At 61.5% G+C, this 16,950-nt stretch carries 15 protein-coding genes; all 15 read left to right on the top strand.

Translation table 11 applies throughout. From position 1 onward, the window contains the following. The first annotated feature begins 26 nt into the window (after window positions 1–26). The 15 genes from BG841_RS10305 (at window position 27) to BG841_RS10235 (ending at window position 16,948) form a co-directional block, all read left to right on the top strand. The gene (locus BG841_RS10305; protein WP_070057577.1) at window positions 27–257 is read left to right on the top strand and encodes a hypothetical protein; all 231 of its coding nucleotides are present in this window, start codon (window positions 27–29) and stop codon (window positions 255–257) included. After that, window positions 257–1,783: a phage portal protein gene (locus tag BG841_RS10300; protein ID WP_070057576.1), complete on the top strand. Its 1,527-nt coding sequence runs from the start codon at window positions 257–259 to the stop codon at window positions 1,781–1,783. The genes BG841_RS10305 and BG841_RS10300 overlap by 1 nt, the downstream gene beginning before the upstream one ends. An 82-nt stretch (window positions 1,784–1,865) precedes the next feature. Continuing rightward, window positions 1,866–3,884 carry a ClpP-like prohead protease/major capsid protein fusion protein gene (locus tag BG841_RS10295; RefSeq protein ID WP_070057575.1) on the top strand — a complete coding sequence of 673 codons (2,019 nt, stop codon included), beginning with the start codon at window positions 1,866–1,868 and terminating at the stop codon, window positions 3,882–3,884. Window positions 3,885–3,896: 12 nt separating this feature from the next. After that, window positions 3,897–4,220: a DUF2190 family protein gene (locus BG841_RS10290; protein WP_070057574.1), complete on the top strand. Its 324-nt coding sequence runs from the start codon at window positions 3,897–3,899 to the stop codon at window positions 4,218–4,220. A 71-nt stretch (window positions 4,221–4,291) separates the two neighbouring features. Continuing rightward, window positions 4,292–4,711 (top strand): glycoside hydrolase family protein, encoded by a 420-nt coding sequence (locus tag BG841_RS10285; RefSeq protein ID WP_070057573.1) that lies wholly within the window; start codon window positions 4,292–4,294, stop codon window positions 4,709–4,711. After that, a complete protein-coding gene (locus BG841_RS10280; protein WP_070057572.1) occupies window positions 4,708–4,989 on the top strand; it encodes a hypothetical protein in 282 nt (93 codons plus the stop codon). Before BG841_RS10285 ends, BG841_RS10280 begins: the two co-directional genes overlap by 4 nt. After that, window positions 4,986–5,273, top strand: a complete 288-nt coding sequence (locus BG841_RS10275) for a hypothetical protein (protein ID WP_070057571.1) — start codon at window positions 4,986–4,988, stop codon at window positions 5,271–5,273. Before BG841_RS10280 ends, BG841_RS10275 begins: the two co-directional genes overlap by 4 nt. Next, window positions 5,270–5,881: a phage tail protein gene (locus tag BG841_RS10270; protein ID WP_070057570.1), complete on the top strand. Its 612-nt coding sequence runs from the start codon at window positions 5,270–5,272 to the stop codon at window positions 5,879–5,881. The genes BG841_RS10275 and BG841_RS10270 overlap by 4 nt, the downstream gene beginning before the upstream one ends. Continuing rightward, on the top strand, window positions 5,878–6,336 hold the full coding sequence (locus tag BG841_RS10265; RefSeq protein ID WP_083260239.1) for a hypothetical protein: 459 nt from the start codon (window positions 5,878–5,880) through the stop codon (window positions 6,334–6,336). The genes BG841_RS10270 and BG841_RS10265 overlap by 4 nt, the downstream gene beginning before the upstream one ends. Before the next feature lie 12 nt (window positions 6,337–6,348). Beyond that, a complete protein-coding gene (locus BG841_RS10260) occupies window positions 6,349–7,119 on the top strand; it encodes a hypothetical protein (protein WP_070057569.1) in 771 nt (256 codons plus the stop codon). A gap of 17 nt (window positions 7,120–7,136) precedes the next feature. Next, on the top strand, window positions 7,137–10,319 hold the full coding sequence (locus tag BG841_RS10255; RefSeq protein ID WP_070057568.1) for a hypothetical protein: 3,183 nt from the start codon (window positions 7,137–7,139) through the stop codon (window positions 10,317–10,319). Next, the gene (locus BG841_RS10250; protein ID WP_070057567.1) at window positions 10,319–10,714 is read left to right on the top strand and encodes a hypothetical protein; all 396 of its coding nucleotides are present in this window, start codon (window positions 10,319–10,321) and stop codon (window positions 10,712–10,714) included. Before BG841_RS10255 ends, BG841_RS10250 begins: the two co-directional genes overlap by 1 nt. Continuing rightward, entirely contained in the window at window positions 10,711–12,189 is a 1,479-nt protein-coding gene (locus BG841_RS10245) for a hypothetical protein (RefSeq protein ID WP_070057566.1), read from the top strand. The genes BG841_RS10250 and BG841_RS10245 overlap by 4 nt, the downstream gene beginning before the upstream one ends. An 11-nt stretch (window positions 12,190–12,200) precedes the next feature. Then, window positions 12,201–14,297, top strand: coding sequence for a hypothetical protein (locus BG841_RS10240; protein WP_070057565.1), 2,097 nt, complete (start codon window positions 12,201–12,203; stop codon window positions 14,295–14,297). Then, window positions 14,297–16,948, top strand: coding sequence for a LamG-like jellyroll fold domain-containing protein (locus BG841_RS10235; RefSeq protein ID WP_070057564.1), 2,652 nt, complete (start codon window positions 14,297–14,299; stop codon window positions 16,946–16,948). Before BG841_RS10240 ends, BG841_RS10235 begins: the two co-directional genes overlap by 1 nt. Window positions 16,949–16,950 lie beyond the last annotated feature (2 nt).

Below are 16,950 nucleotides of genomic sequence, written 5' to 3'. Positions count from 1 at the left end.
AAACCCTCCGTTGATAGGTGCCGAATATGACGACCCCAACCGCCACAGAAATGCTTGCCAAATATCTTGCCGCTGAGGCCGCCGTGCTGCAGGGCCGGGAATTCCAGTTTGAAGGCCGGCGGGTATCGATGTCAGACTTGCCCGACATCATCCGGGGCCGGAAAGAGTGGGAGCAGCGAGTAAACGCCGAGCGCAGCCGCGCGTCACGGGCTCCGACCATTGGCGGCCTGGGCTTCTCCGTCGCGAGGCTGGACTGATGGCCGACCCAGTAACCCCCACCCTCCCTGATCGCCTTGTCAATTGGCTGAGCCCCGAAAAGGGCATCAGGCGCATGAATGCCCGCCGGATCCAGGCCTATTACGAAGCCGCAAAGCCGTCGCGCACGCGAAAATTCCGCCGCGATTCTGGCGGCCCCAACGTGCAAGTATTCCAGGGCGCGGTTGCCATCCGCAATCAGGTGCGCCACTTGGAGCAAAACCACGACATCACCCGCGGTATTTTGCGCACCCTGACCACCAACATCGTCGGCCCCAAGGGCATTGGCATCGAGCCCCAGCCCCGCAGCAGCGACGGCAAGGTTCACAAGGATTACGCCAAGGCCCTGCTGGACGCATGGCGCGAGTGGCAGATGAAACCCGAGGTGACCGGTCAATACCACTGGGCCCGGGTCCAGCGGTTACTGGCAAACACATGGATCAGGGATGGCGAAAGTTTCGCGCAGATGCTCACCGGCCCGGTGCCGGCGCTTACCCACGGGTCAAGCGTGCCGTTTTCGCTGGAGATGTTCGAGCCGGACATGGTGCCGTTTTTTAACGACACGAGGCTGGGGGTCCGTCAGGGCATAGAGCTGAGTGCATGGGGCAGGCCTCGCGCCTACTGGGTTCACAAAAACCACCCCACCGACGGCATCGTCATGCTGTCCAGCAGTCGGGACGACATGAAGCGGATCACCGCCGATAAAGTCCTGCACATTGCATCGACCGACCGTATCGGCCAGGTGCGTGGCGTGTCCGAATTCGCCAGTGTGATCACTCGCCTGGAGGATATAAAGGATTACGAGGAATCGGAGCGCGTCGCCGCCAAGATCTCCGCCCTGCTGACCGCCTACGTCAAGCGCGGCAATCCTGAGATGCTCGATCCTGACACATTGCCCAGGGACATCGAGGGCAACATCGAGCCCCGCGAGATCAGCATGCAGCCCGGGACGATAATCGACACCCTGGAGATCGGCGAAGAGATCGGTATGATCGACTCGAAACGCCCGAACCCCAACCTGATCACATTCCGTCAGGGCCAGCTAAAGGCGCTCGCCGCCGGCGTGGGTGCTACCTACAGCAGCGTAGCCCGTGACTACAACGGCACATTCTCGTCGCAGCGACAGGAACTGGTCGAGCAGTGGGTGAATTACGCCACTCTGACCGACGAGTTCGTCGGCAACATGGTCCAGCCCATCTGGGAGGGTTTCGTGAGGGCTGCCGATCTGTCCGGTGTGGTCCCGATCCCGCGCGGCATGAGCCCCGAATCCGCCAACGATGCGCTGTTTATTGGCCAGTCCATGCCGTGGATCGATCCGCTTAAAGAAGCGAAGGCCTGGACGGAGTTGGTACGTGCGGGCTTTGCCTCGGAGGCCGAGGTTATGCGCAAGCGTGGCGTAAACCCGCTGGACGTGCTTGATCAGATCGATAAATTCCGCCAGGACGCTAAGGCCCGCGGCCTGGTGTTCGACTCTGACGCGGCATGGAAGACGATCAGCGAGAATATGCACGCGGACGACGACGATTAATGCAGATCGCGACATGTCCCCGGTAAAAATGTCGCGTCCCATCTGAGAACCTGACAGCATCCAAAAATCTAGGGATGCCGTCATGTCCACCAAGCACAACCCGTTTTCAATCAAGGCCCGCGCCGACAATGCCGTCGAGATATTTATTTATGGCGACATTGGCGACAGCTGGGACGACGAAAGCACAACAGCCGCCACGTTCGTCAAGGATCTGGCGGCGCTCGATGCCGACGCTATCACTCTGCGCATAAACTCTCCCGGCGGGTCGGTTTCTGACGGCCTGGCCATATATAACGCCCTCAAGCGCCACCCCGCCACCGTCACCACTGAGATCGACGGCATTGCCGCCAGTATCTCCAGCCTGATCGCCATGGCCGGCGACGTTGTGAACATGGCCAGCAATGCCCTGTTCATGATCCATGCGCCCTGGGGCTTCAGTATGGGCAACGCCGCCGACATGCGCGAGATGGCCGACGTTATGGACAAGCACGCTCAGGCCATGGCCGCCGCCTATGCCGAGGGAACAGGCAAGGATCCCGAAGAGTTTATGGCGCTGATGGAAGACGGGAAAGATCACTGGTTTACAGCCGCTGAAGCTGAAGCCGCCGGCTACGTCAACCAGGTAACCGAAGCCCTACCCATCGCGGCCAGCATCGAAAAAGTTTTCGATCTGTCCCGCTTTCCGAGATTCGCCAAACAAACCCAAACCGCGGTAACCGCCGCACGTAAACCAGAGGAACCAGCTATGCCTGATCCCGTAAACCAGCCGGCGGTTGAGCCGCAGGCCAAAGCCCAAACCGAGGACGAGATCCGCGCCCGTCTGCAGCAGGAAGAGACCGCGCGCCGTGCCGGAATCAACGCCAAGTTTGACATGTTCAAAGGTCGCGACGATCTGGACGAGCTAAAAGCCGCCTGTCTCGATGATTTCAGCATTACTGCCGAGAAGGCCGGCGAAAAGATCCTGGCCAAGCTGGCGGAAGACGCCGCCCCCATTCAGGGCCGCGTGACCGTGGTCGAGGATGAGCGCGACGTAAAACGCGCCGCGGCGGTCGAGGCCATCGTGGCCCGGGCCGGTATTGCCGGGGTCAAAGCCGACCGCAACAACCCATACCGCGGGTATAAGTTGCTCGACATCGCCAAGGATTCGCTGGAGGCGTCCGGGTCCCGCACCCGCGGCCTGGATCAGATGGAAATTGTGGCCAACGCATTCACCCAGGGCACCAGCGATTTCCCGGTGATTCTGGAAGACGCCATGCACAAAACCCTCCAAACCGCCTACGCCTCCGCCTCTGATACCTGGTCGCGTTTCTGCGCCACCGGTTCAGTAAGCGATTTCCGCGCGCACAGCCGTTACCGCGTGGGCAGTCTGGGCAACCTGGACGCCCTGAACGAGCACGGCGAGTTCAAGCAAAAAGCCATCCCCGACGGTGAAAAGGCCAGCATTCAGGCCGACACCGTGGGCAACATCATCGCGCTGACCCGCAAGGCCATCGTAAACGACGACCTGGGCGCCTTCATCGGGCTGTCCAATATGCTGGGCCGGGCGGCCGCTCGCACCATCGAGGCCGCCGTTTATGCCCTGCTGGCGGAAAATGGCGGGAAAGGCCCGACCATGGACGACGGAAAGAGCCTGTTCCATGCGGATCACAACAACATCGGCACCGGCGCCGCGCTGTCCGTGGAAAGCCTGGAGGCCCTGCGCGTGCTGATGGCCAGCCAGAAAGACATCGGCGACCACGATTTCCTCGACCTGCGCCCGGCGAACCTGCTGGTCCCGATGGGGCTGGGCGGCACGGCGCGCGTGATCAATAGCGCCGAGTACGACCCCGACACCAGCGGCAAGATTCAAAAGCCCAACATGGTGCGCGGTCTGTTCTCCGACGTGATCGACACCCCACGCCTGGCCGGTACCGGTTATTACGCCTTCGCATCCCCTGACGAGGCGCCGGTAATCGAGGTTGCTTTCCTCGATGGCAACCAGGAGCCCTACCTGGAGATGCAGCAGGGCTTCGACGTAGACGGCACCAAGTACAAAGTCCGCCACGATTTTGGTGTGGCCGCCCTGGACTACCGTGGCGCCGCTTTTAACGCTGGCAAATAAGAGGATCAGACCATGGCCAACAATTTCATCCAACCGGGTCAGGTGCTGACCCTCACCGCCCCGGCCGGCGGTGTCGTTTCCGGTGGCGGGTACCTCGTCGGTGATCTGTTCGCGGTGGCCTTGCACAAGGCCGAGGCGGGCGATGCTTTCGAGGGCCAGCTTACCGGTGTATGGAGCCTGCCGAAAACCTCGGCGCAGGCGTGGACCGAAGGCGCAAAAATCTACTGGGACGGCAGCAAAGCCACGACCGTTTCCACGGATAACACGCTCATCGGTCACGCTGCCGCAGCGGCGGTCAACCCATCAGGCACCGGGCTGGTGCGGCTCAGCGCCTAATACGTGGTTTTTCCCAGCGCCTTGCTTCGGCAGGGCGTTGGACAAAGACCACCAATCACGAGGGGGATCCGGTGAATCGAGCACTGCTGAAAGACCAACTGGCCCGCCATGAGGGCCTGAAATATAAGCCCTATCTCGACACGGTGGGCAAGCTTACGGTCGGCTACGGACGCAACCTGGATGACATCGGAATCCGCCAGGACGAGGCCGAGCTGATGCTGAAAAACGACATCGACGAGGTGGAGCGCTACCTGGTCACGGTCGCCGAATACCGGGGGCTGGACCCGGTGCGCCAGACCGTAATCGCGAATATGTGTTTTAACCTCGGATTTAACGGCCTGATGGGGTTCCGCCGCATGTGGCGCGCCATTGGACGCAGGGATTACGCCGCCGCTGCACGCGAGATGCTTGATTCAAAATGGGCGGCTCAGGTCGGGAACAGATCCGTCGAACTGGCCAGCATCATGCAGTCGGGCAAGGTGTATTCATGAGCGGAGAACAAGCAACAGAAAGCCCAAGCGGCTGGTACGTGGACAAGAGGCTGCCCGCCGTAATATTCGTAACATTACTGGGCCTAGCTTGGACTGCCGCCAAGGATCAGGCCCGCCAGGACGAGCGGATCTCTCTGAATGAAACTTCAATCCAGAGCATCCGGCAGGCACAAGCCCGTGACCAGCTGCGCACCGAAAAGCAGCTGGACGACATGAAAACCGACCTGCGGCTGATAAGCGGCAAGCTGGACCGGCTTATAGAGAGCATAAACCGATGATCGATGTTGCAAGACTGACCGCTGAGAGCTGTATGGAGGCATTCGGCGAGCCGATCCAGTACAACGGCGCCGACCATCGGGCCATCCCCTCTATGGAGGTTGTCGAGCTGCCCGGATACGACCAAGTGGTCGAGACCCGTATGACCATCAGCGTGCTGGTGGGTGAGTATCCGCCCATCAAGCCCGGCGCCCTGGTCCATGTCGGTGGTAAGGATTACCGGGTGGACTATCAGCTGCCTGGCCGCGAGGACGAGCGCGTAATGATAAAACTGGTGCTGAGATGAGCCTAACGATAGACCGCCGCCAGTTCAGCCAGGCCCGCAAGTTCTTACAGGGCACGGTCCGCGCGGCCGAGCGGGCGCAGTTTCGCGCCGTGAACCGGGTGGCCTCGAAATACCGCACCGCGGCCAGCAAGGCCGTGCGCGAACAGGTGCGCTTGCCCGCCGCCTACGTTAACCAGAATCTGACCATCACCCAGAAAGCCACCGCCAAAAACCCCGAGGCGGTGATCTCCGGGCGCAAGCGCCCCACCCGCTTAGCTCGGTACGGGTCCAAGCAAATGGCCCGAGCTGCAGCCGGGGCCCGTGGTGACGGTGTTCGCGCTATCGCCCCGGGAAGAAAGCAGGCGGGGGTCTCTGTAGCAGTCCGGCGGGCTGGCGGGCGCAAAAAAATGCGCAAAGCGTTCATGGTTCCGCTGCAGGGGTCCGGCCAGATGGGGGTGTTCGTTCGGACTGGCCCCGGCCGCAAGGACATCAAGCACCTGTATGGCCCATCAGTCGATCAAGTGTTCCGGGGTGTGCGGGATGATTTGCGGCCAGATATACGTCGAAATCTGGTGACGGAGTACAAAAGCCAGTTGGCCTACGCCAACCAGCAGGAGAACAAACGATGATCGCACGGGGTACCGAGATTTCCGACCGGGTAATCCAGGCGCTGGAGGCGATCACCATGGCCGGTGGGTTCCACACCGACGCCGGACTGAGGGTAACCCGGGGACGGGCCGAGCTGCTGCAGGTCGAACAGACCGATCTGCCAATGATTGCTGTCAGCACATCGTCCAGCGCTAACGCCGCCGTTAAACCGCGCACCGTTCGCAAAACCCGCGAACTCGAAATCATCGGCCTGGTGGATGCGGCTGATCGAGACTACGAACCAGAGCTGGACGGGTTGGACGAGGACATCGCGCTCGCCCTGTCCGGACTGACCGGCATCGATGAGCTGCCGGGGACCATGAATATAGAGATCTCCGGCGGGGAATATCAACCCCCCGCTGGTGGGTCAAACATCGCCGGTGTCCTGCACACGGTAACCGTCAGTTACGTTCTGACAACAAAACCCCAGCCATAAGAGGATTTCACCATGGCATTACAGTCTACAACCCGCGGTTACCAGGGCCGTGGCCGTTTCATTCTCCGCCCCATCGGCGGAGGTCGCCCGTTCGAGCTTGGCAACGTGACTGGGTTCAGTGAGTCAATCGAGATCGACCGGCAATCCCGCCAGGACTACACCACCGCCGCCGGTGGCGAGCTGGACGTAACCGAGCGCGTCACCTCGTTTACGTTCGAGGCCACCTGTAACGACGTCACCCCGCAGAACCTCGCGGCCGCATTTCTGGCCAACGCGGATCTGGTCGGAGAGCAGGCCGTCAACGACGAGGTGGTGAGCGCGTGGTCAGGAGCCCGAGTGGGCCTCCGCTACATTCCCGACCCCGACCAAGCCATCACCGTCGCGACCGACGCGGAGACCCCGGTTTCTTTGGTCGAGGGCGACGATTACGACCGGACCCCTCACGGCATCCGCATCAAGGACGAGCCGGTCAACATCACATTTGCCGATGAGAACGAAGAGAAGCAGCTAAAGGTTTCTTATCAGCGGAATCCCCAGTACCTGATCCAGGCGCTGACTGCCGCGCAGCAGCTGTACGAACTGCGCTGGGAAGGTCTGAACGCGGTGGATGGTGGCAACCCGATGCACGCGACCTATTTCCGCATCAAGCTGTCGCCGACGTCCGGGTTCCAGCGCCATGGCGGCGATGATTTCGCCGAGCTCACCCTCGCCGGTACCGTGTTGGCGGACGAGACCCGCACCGGCGCCGGTCTGAGTAAGTTCCAAGAAATGGCGATGATCTAAACGGAGGCGGATAAGGCATGGCCGGAGGAAACGACGAGCGCGTCAATCTTTTGATTTCTGCAGCGGTCGATGGGCTCAAAAGCGTTGAGGGCCTGATCAGCGATCTGCAGGAGTTGGAAAAGTCCGGCCGTGTCGAATTGCCCGATAACTCCGCCGCTCTGCGTGACGGCCTGGGGAAAACCTCAGAAGAGATGCAGGGGCTGGCGGAGCGCCTAACCGACCTGCGCGAGCAGCAGGGGCTGGTGACCCAGTTCGCCGAGCTCAAACGCGAAACCAAGGAACTGGCCGATCAACAGCAGGCCGCCCGCGCCCGCGCCACCGAGCTGGGCAAGGCATTATCCGAAACAGAGGCCCCCACCCGCGCCCAGACCCTGGAGTTCGAGCGTGCCAAGAAAGCGGCCGCCGCTACCAGCTCCGCCTGGGTCGAAAACAACCGCAACTTGAACGACTTGCGCGGGGCACTGGAGGGTGCCGGCATCAGCACCAAGGATCTGGCCAGTGAACAGGTCCGCATCAATAAAGAGATCGAAGGTGTTAATGGCCAGGCGTCCGAGATGGCCGCCGAGCTGCGCAACGTCAAACAATCCGCCGAAGACGTCAGCAGGGGCACCGACCAAGCCGCCGACAGCACTGAAAAACTCGGCAAAGAGTCCGAAAAGTCCGCCGGCCTGCTGGGCAAGCTGGGCTCTGGCCTAAAAGTCGTGGCCACCGCCGCGGCCGGCATTGTGGCGGGCGTGGGTGCATCCGCGGCCACCCTGACCATATTTTCAAAAAGCCAGGCCGCTGTCGCTGACGAGCTCACCAATACGAAAAACGAAATCGACGTCAACCGCGAGGCCCTGCAAGCGTGGCAGATCGCCGGCGACCGGGTGGGCATATCCGGCAACGGCGTGGCCAAAATGCTGGGCAGCGTAACCGAGCGCCTGGGCCGCCTGTCCGCCACCGGTTCTGGCCGAGCGGCCCAGGTGTTCGACGCCCTGAACATGGACATCGAAGAGTTCAGCCGCCTGGCCCCGGACCAGCAGATGATAAAGCTGGCGGCCGCAGTTGAAACACTGCCCAAAGGCGATCAGGTCGGGCTGCTGAAAACCCTGGGCGCTGACGCCGCAAAAATGCAGCCGCTGCTGGAGAACAACGCCGCTGGGCTGCGGGCCATTGCTGAAGAGGCGTCGCAGGCAGGCGCGATCTACTCCGAAAAGGAACTGGACAGGCTCAACAAGGCCAACGACGTTTATAACGCGATCAATACCAAAATCCTCGGCCTGACCCGTCGAATCGGCGCTGAGCTGGCCCCGGCCGTTGGTGAAGCCACTAATCGGGTTATGGAGTTGTTCGACCAGTCCGGATCTGGTGACAAGCTGATCCAGATGTTCAGTGACCTAGTTAAATGGGGCGAAGATCTCGCAACCAGCCTACTCAGTAACACCGAGTCGATATCTGCTGGATTTACCGGCGTTTGGAATACGGTTAAATCGGTTAGCAGTGGCGTGATGGCCGTGTTTAACGGGTTGCGAACAGTTGTTGCAACATTCGTTACCTTCCTTTCTGTCAGCTTCTCAAACCTGATGAGCGCGGCCCAGGGCTTGACGTGGGCACTCAACCAGATAGGGGTAGTCAGTAACGAGGCATACAACAATATAAAGGCCAAGGCAGAAGCGGCTCGAGCTACCACTGCCGCATTAGCTGAAGAAACAGTTGAGTACGGTCGCAAAACCCTGGAAGCGGGCAAAGGCGTGGTTACTGCCTTCATCCCTGCCGAGCAGCAGTTAAAGAAAGTCGAAGAACAAGCCCGAAAGTCGGGTGATGCCATTTTAGGCCTGGCGGAAGATGCCAAAGAGGCAGGAAAAGAGACTGAAATCGCCACCAACAACGCGGAAGCGCTCGCTAATGCTTACAAAGACCTGGGCGTTACCAGTCAGGCCCAACTGGAAGAGACCACCAGAAAAGCCAAAGCCGCGTTTGAACAAATTACCCAAAGCGGTACCGCTACCCAGCGCGAGATAAAGGAAGCATTCCAGGCCTACGCCACCTCCGTGATCAATTCCGGCGACTCCGCCGCCGTTAAGGCCCTGGAGGTAACCGCCGCAAACCTAAGCCTGCGCGATGCGCTGCTCGAAGTTAAAGGACAAGCGGAAGAGGCTGGCGACATGCTGTCCGACAAGGCGGACAAGGCCGCGGACAGCACCCGACGGCTGGCCGAAGAAACCCAGAGGCTGGCAGAGGAAGTTGACGAGCTTAAAGACGCTGAGGAAGAGGCTGCAGAAGAGGCCCAAAAATTCCGAGAGGCACTAGGTAACGCCTTCGGCAAAGCCCTGTCCGCCGCTCGGGAGTCCGTCACCCAGCTGAGCGCTGCCGCCCGCAACCTGTTTGAAGAGAAGATCGGCAGCAATGCTTTTGTGGATGAAAGCGTCAGCGCAACCGAGGCCCTGGAGCAAGCCCGTCAGCGGACCGAAGAGCTCGCCGCCGCCCGGCGCAACCTCATGAATAGCAGCCTGGCGTCATGGTTCGCCGACACCGCGCTGGCGGCCTCGCAGGTGAAAAAGGAGTTCTACGAGCAGGCCGTGGCCATGGAGCAACTGGCCGGCCGAGTAAACGATGGTAGTTATTCGCTCGACCAGCTCAACCGCATTGCCGCCACCGCTGCCAATAAATTCAACCTGCTGGACAGCCAGCGCCTGGCGGGTCTGCAGGGGGCCATCGATCAAGCCCGTTCAAAAATGGAGAGCCTGAACGCCAGCGCCGAGTCCACCCTGAGCTCGCTGGAACAGCGGCTGGCGGACATTCAGGGCGACACCGAACGGGCGCAACAGATCCAATACGAAGCCGAGCGGGGCCGCCTCCAGAAAGAGCTGGAGGCCGCCCGCCAGGCCGGCGCCGACGCCGCCGCGGCCGACTATTACAAGGCCCTGCAGCAGCTGGAAAAAATCAACGAGATAGAGCAGCGCAACCGACGCGAGGCCGAGAACGAGCGCGAGAAAGCCGCCGCAGACCGGGCCCGCCAGCAACAGCAAGCCGAGCGGGAGCGGCAGCAGTTTGAGCGCCAGCGCAGCACCACCACCAACAACCAGAACAGCCAGGCCAGCGCCCCTCGCCAGACTATCGTCCTGCAGGCCCCCGGAGGTCGTCAGACCGAAGTGCTGACCGACGACGAGCAGGGCCTGCTAACGATACTGGAGCAAGCCGGGTTAAGGAGTATTTGATGGGCCTCGAAATCAGCATCACCAACGGGGTGACCGTTATCGACCTGCCGCCTGACTTGGACTGGCGCGACGAGTTCGACTGGACACCGGTCGAGCACAGCACCGATTACAGCCTGGCGGGTAACCTGGTGGTCCAGGAGGGTGAGCGCCAGGACGGGCGCCCCATCACCCTGTACGGCGGCCGCGAGGTGTGGGTGGAGCGCTCCACAGTCGAGGCCCTGTATGACCTGGCCAAAACCCCGGGTCAGCTTATGACGCTGGCGCTATGGGGTCGGAGCTTTTCTGTAATGTTTCGACGCCCGGCTATAGAAGCCAGGCCTATCCGCCGACTGGCCAACCCCGGCAGCGAACACTACTACGCCATCACCGTGAATTTAATGGAGATCACCCCGTGACTATTACCAGCGACCAGATCGTTCTCGCAGAATCCGAGGCCATGGCCGACACCGACGACGGCGGCGGGCGCATGAGTGGCCGCCTGGTCGTCAGCGGCCAGATCAACAACACCTTTCCCGATATATCGCGAGTGGATCGGGTCTATGGCCGCGTGAACCTCCGCAAACTTTACCTATTCATCAACGCCGCCAACCAGGACACGCTGCTGGGCGCCCACACGGTGCTGAGCCAGCTGCCCGCCGACCCCAACGTTCACGCCCTGCTATTCACCACCGGCAGCCACACCGACCGGCGCACGGACGCCCAGGACCGGATCGAGAGCTACGTGGTCGCCAGCAGCGAGGCGCCGTTCTGGATCTGGGGGCGTCAGCTGGAGGGCCAGCGCGCCATTCAGGCGCTCGCGTTCCCGCACAACCAGCGCGACCCGGAACCCGGCCAGATCTTTGTGCTGAACAGCGGCAACGATAACGAATACGTGCGGGTCACCGGCGTGGACATCGAAGATCAGGTGTTTGTTCAGGACCGCGGTAGCAGCTTTCACCGCTACACCCTGAAAGCCTACACCATCGAACTGGCGCAGCCGCTGCAGGCCGAGATCACCGGCAGCGACCCCGACCCCACCGGCAACCGGAACCCCGACACCAAAATCCTGCAAACGCAGGTGGCCGATGCTGCCCGGTACATGGGGGCATCCCCGCTAGCGCTTCCGGCGCAGTCGGGCGACCGCACCATCACGGTGAAAAGCGCTTATTCGCCCCTGGTGCCCAGCGCCCAGTCCGAGAACGCCATCACCGACCGAGCGGCCGGTGCCCAGGCGGCGATCATCCGGCCCACCAGCGCCGGTACTGTGACCATCAGCAACATCACGGGAGTGACGACCGACGGCAACGGCGCCGGCATTTACTACACCGGCCGCGCCATTGTGCCCGGGACGCTGAAAATCACCGGCAGCAACGGCACCTACATCGACCGCGGCGGGCGGCTGGAGCACGTGAGCGGCAACACCCGGCTGGACGAGGACGAGTCCGTCGTCGATTACCTGAACGGCGAGATCCGCGCGGTCTACACCGGTGGCAGCGTCAACTACTCCACCACCCTGGAGTTTACCCCCGGCACCGCCGTCAACCAGCAGACCAAGCAGGCGAAGCTGGAGGTCAATCAACAGACCCGCTCGCTGACGTGGGTGTACCAGACCGAGCCCGCCGCCATCGCCGCCACCCTGACCGTGGAATACCGCGCGCAGGGCAGCTGGTACCTGTTGCGTGAGGTCGGCGACGGGACGCTGGCGGGCGACGGTACCGGCACCCTCGATTTCGCCACCGGCACCGCATCGTTCACCCTCGCGGCGCTGCCCGATGCGGGTACGGACATCATCATCGCCTGGGGCGAAAAGCAGGGGTCGGTCATCGAAGCGGGCGCCACAATCACCGACACCCCCACCATCCGTTTTGAGGTCGGCGAACTCGCCGCATAAGGGATCACAGCATGAGCATGGGAACAGCAACCTATCACTACGCCAGCGCCTCGATTAAGCGCAGCCTGTCCCCGGGCAGCGTGGTCGTTAACTGGAACACTGGCGGCCAGCCGTACACGTTGACCGACGACGGCGCGGGCAACCTGACGGGCGACGGCAGCGGCACGGTGAGCTATTCAACGGGGCTGATCTTCATCAACCCCAACCCGGCCCCGACGCCCAGCGACGGCGATTACACCATCGATTACCAGGACTGGCAGGGCACCAACAAGGTCGCCGACTCATTCACCCTGAGCGAGCCCGGCAGCACCGACTACACCCCCAGCGCGGCCATGCGCGAGGGGTCGGTGAGCATCCAGATCACTCTGCAGCGGATCACCGAAAAGTGGATTCACCTGAGCGGCTCCGGCAAGTCGGACACAATCAACCACGAGGCCATCGAGGTCACACTGACCGACGACGGCGCGGGCAACCTGCGGCGCAGTAAGGGCGGCGCGTCGCTGGGTACGGTGAACTACGCCACCGGCGCCATCAGTCTCGACCCCCGCCAAGGCTACGTCTACAAGGTTTACAGGGAAAAATCCCGGTTCGGCAGCGGCAACTACTGGCAGAACGACACCGGCACCGCCACCGAGACCTACGCCGACACCAGCGCCAGCATCACCTGGGCCGACCCGGGCGATCCGGTGGAGGTGCGCAGCACGACGCGCCCCATCCCCGGGCTGACCATCGACCTGACCCCGACCAGCAACCGGCACATCGTGCCCAACAGCGTGATTTTCGAGTTGGGCGGCACCGAGTACCGAGACCAGAACGGCGCGATCATCAAGGACTGGTCACCGGTCACCAACGGCGGCACCGCGGTCGGCAGCATCGACTACGCCACCGGCCTGGTGACTCTGGAGGATTACCCGGCCAGCACCCCCACCAGCACCCCGGTCACGCTGGTGTCGTGCCTGACGACCTTGGGCCAGGCCCCGGCCAATCAGACGATATTCCGCACCGCGGGCGCGCCGCTGCGCGAGGGCAGTCTGATCGTCAACGCCACCGACATCACCGGCGCCCAGCTGATCCTGAACGCCGACACCGCGGGCAACCTGAGCGGGGCCGAGGGGGTAACCGGTTTCGTGGATACCCAGACCGGCCTGGTAACCATCGAGTGGGGCGGCGAGCCGATCATCCCCGGCACCGTGCGGTATAGCGCGGTCAGTTACTCGTTTCTGCCGCTGGACGCTTCGCTGGTGGGCCTCGATGCGACCCGCTTACCCAGCGACGGACGGGTGCCGCAGTTTAACCTGGGCGACGTGATCGTCGTCAGCAACACCCAGCAGCAGGAAGTGGTCACCGCCACCCCCGGCCAGGTGATCGACTTCGGGCGCGTCAATCAGGCCGAGGTGTGGGCGGAGGGGGCCAACGGCAACCGGCTGGCGGCGGATCAGTACACCCTGGACACCGACGCCGGTACCCTGACCCTCGCCGACCCGCTGAGCCTGGTGGACGACGAGGCCAACGCCGTGACCGAACCGCTGACCGTGTACAACCGCGTCGAGGACATGGGGCTGGCCACCGACGTGCAGATCGGCGGGCAGATCAGCCTGAACATTCCGCTGTCCCAGGACTACACCGCAGGCGACACCATCGCCAGCGCCGCACTTCTTTACGGCGACCTCAGAGCGCGAGCACACAACACATTCCACCAGCAGGCCTGGAGCGGGGTCTGGTCTGACGAACTGATCGGCAACGACACCACTGCCAAATACAATCTGGTCAGCCACCCCATCGAGGTCACCAACCAGGGGGCGATACAGGAACGCTGGGCCATCCGCTTCACCAGCTCCAGCGGCTTTGAGGTGATCGGCGAAACCGTGGGTGTGGTCGCCACCGGCAACACCGCCACCGACCTGGCACCCACCAACCTGGCCACCGGTGCGCCCTATTTCACCGTCCGCAAAGAGGGCTGGGGCAGCGGCTGGGTCAGTGGCAATACCCTGCGGTTTAACACTGACGGCGGCCAGGCGCCGTTCTGGGTCGCCCGCACCATCGTTGCAGGCCGAGCGGTGGAGGAAGAAGACCAATTCGCTACACAGAACAGGGGGGATGCAGACTGATGGAAGGCAAAGGAACAGCGCAAAGTCCATACCTTATAGCAACCGCTGAAGACCTGATTGCGATGGTAAATGACCCTCACGCTATATACGAACTGGCCGCTGACATCACCCTTCCAGGGCCTTGGGCACCGCTTCGTTTTTATGGGAAGTTAGACGGCAAGGGGCATACGATAAGCAACCTGGAAGTTGTCGCCACCGATGGCGCCGACCATTATGGCTTTTTTTCCCAGTTATTATCCTATGCGGAGGTCAGAAACCTTAACCTAATCACCAACGAGTCCGGCGTCCGAGGTAGCAGCAGCAAATATGGGGGCGTCTTGGCGGGCCTCGTTGATGGGTCGGCTGTAGTTGAACGCGTTTGCGCCATTGGTGTTGCTAACCACGGAGGCTCCCGGGGCGCCGGCCTACTGGGTTATGTGACCAATCTGGGCATTTTTCGTGAGACCGCAACGTTTGTCGTTGTTCCGAGCGGGTCATGGGGGACAGCCGTCATTTCAAACGGCTCCGGATCTGGGGCTTTCTACCGAAACTCTGGGGTTTGGAGTAGCGAATACTCCACCCGGGCATCCGCTGGACCTAGCTTCGTCGGTGTGAACCTGACTGTCGCCCAAGCCGCTGACCCGGCGAATTATCCCGAATATTTTGATTTTGATAACTATTGGGAAATTGTGGACGGTCTGCCACGTGTTAAAAAAATGAAGGAGACGGGAGACATCGTATCGCCCCAAACCGCCCTGGTCTCCGGCATCGTTCAGATCGACGGCACCCCCGCTGAGCGCGAGGTTCGCGCTTATGGCTACGACCCGACTATTCACGACATCGACGGCGCCACCATCAATCTGAGCAAAAGCCTGGGCCACGCCACCAGCGACCCGCAGACCGGCGAGTATTCGATCGATCTGCTGGGCGGGTATGGCGACGAGGTGTTTGTGGTCGCATTCGACGATTATGGGATGCCATTTACCCCTGATATGGCCGTGAATGTAGGTGACCGTGTGCATCCGAGCACCCCGAACGGCCACGTCTGGGAGACCACCGGAGCGGGCAACCTGCCTGCAGAGGAGCCCGTCTGGATCGTGGACACCGAGACCAGTCAGCCCTACGGTACCGCCGCCATGATTGCGCGGCCATTCTATCGCCCGATGGTGCATGGGCCAGTGGCGCCGGAAGTTACCGTAACCGTGGCCGGTGACCCGCATTGGGGCAAGGTTACACTTCTGATGAGAATGGACGGGCCGACCCTTGAGGACATCTCGGAAAATCCAGCAGTAATAACACCGCGTAAAGGCGCCTCGATCTCACCCAGCGGGGGCGTTTTTGGGGGATCTGTTCACTTGGACGGCAGTAATGGCACGCGGGTGGAAACGGACCGAATCCCTGATATTGGTTCCGGTCCGTTTACACTTGAAGCGTTTATGAAGGTTGAGGGCGCCCAAACGGGCCGCATCGTATCGGCTCAATCGCAATCGAACCCTAACCCGATTCTGGTGCTCAGGGTGAATTCTGACCAGTCCCTGCTTTTATACATGCGGAGCGCCGCAGGTGGCGACGATGAGTTGCTGTACTCGCCTGCGGGTGTTGTGGACGTTACCGGCCAGTCCTGGCACCACGTAGCGGCGACCCGGGATGCCCAAGGCGTGGCGAAGATCTGGTTGGACGGCTCAGAAGTCGCCAGTATGCAAAGCGCAGTGGACACAAGTGGAACCGCGCCCTGGTGGATTGGGGCTTTTCATGATACGTCCGAGGTTTTCAAGGGCTACATCGATGAGGTAAGGATTACCGAGGGCGTGGCTCGCTATACCGAGTATTTCACCCCACCGACAGAGCCGTCCCCGAACTTTGCGCCGGTTAGTAATGTATGGACGCCTGCGGAGCTTATCCTGGCCGATGATATAGGGGCCATGTACGACGTAAGCGACTTGTCTACCCTGTTCCAAGACGTCAACGGAACCATGCCGGTGACGAGTAGCGGACAGCGGGTTGCGCTAATGAGAGACCTGTCCGGCCAAAACAACCACGCTCTGCAAAACGACGAAGCCAGCCGCCCCGTGTACCAGACCGACGGCACGCGGCACTGGCTAGAAGCGAACGGCGAACATTACATGGTTATAGCTGGTTCAAAGAGTGGCATGCGGTTTTTGCATGACGGAACCGCCATGACAACCATGATGTCCGTGTGGGTAGATCCCACCGGAAGTGCCGGCACGACTCATGGCCTTCTGGGCGCAAACCAGGGAACCAGTGCGCACAGAGGAATGTATTACGCGGCCGTCAACGACAGCCCATCAACCAACAGTTTTACGTTCAGCTATTTCGCGGCGAAATCCCAGTCTCATAGTTCCCGGTATGCGGATTACCATCACTCGGCGGAGGTTGACCCACTGGAGGCGTCCCTGCTTGAACTAACGGTGAACACTGCCCGAGAGCCGGACGTTTCTCACGAGATCAATGGTGTAAACACCGGCACATACAATCTTGCCCTGGAGGCGTACACGGGGGATGCGACGTTCGATTACGAGCTGTTTTCTCTCGGCGGCGGAACCTACTTGATGGAGGGTCGTTTTTACGGCGCGCTGATAATTGACAGACTACTGACCCCCGAGGAAACGCTGGAGGCCCGCCAGTTTTTCATGGAAAAGGCGAGTGGCTAACC

The sequence above is a fragment of the Marinobacter sp. X15-166B genome, from assembly GCF_001752365.1.
Lineage (GTDB): Bacteria > Pseudomonadota > Gammaproteobacteria > Pseudomonadales > Oleiphilaceae > Marinobacter.
This window is presented reverse-complemented; position numbering and strand designations above follow the sequence as displayed.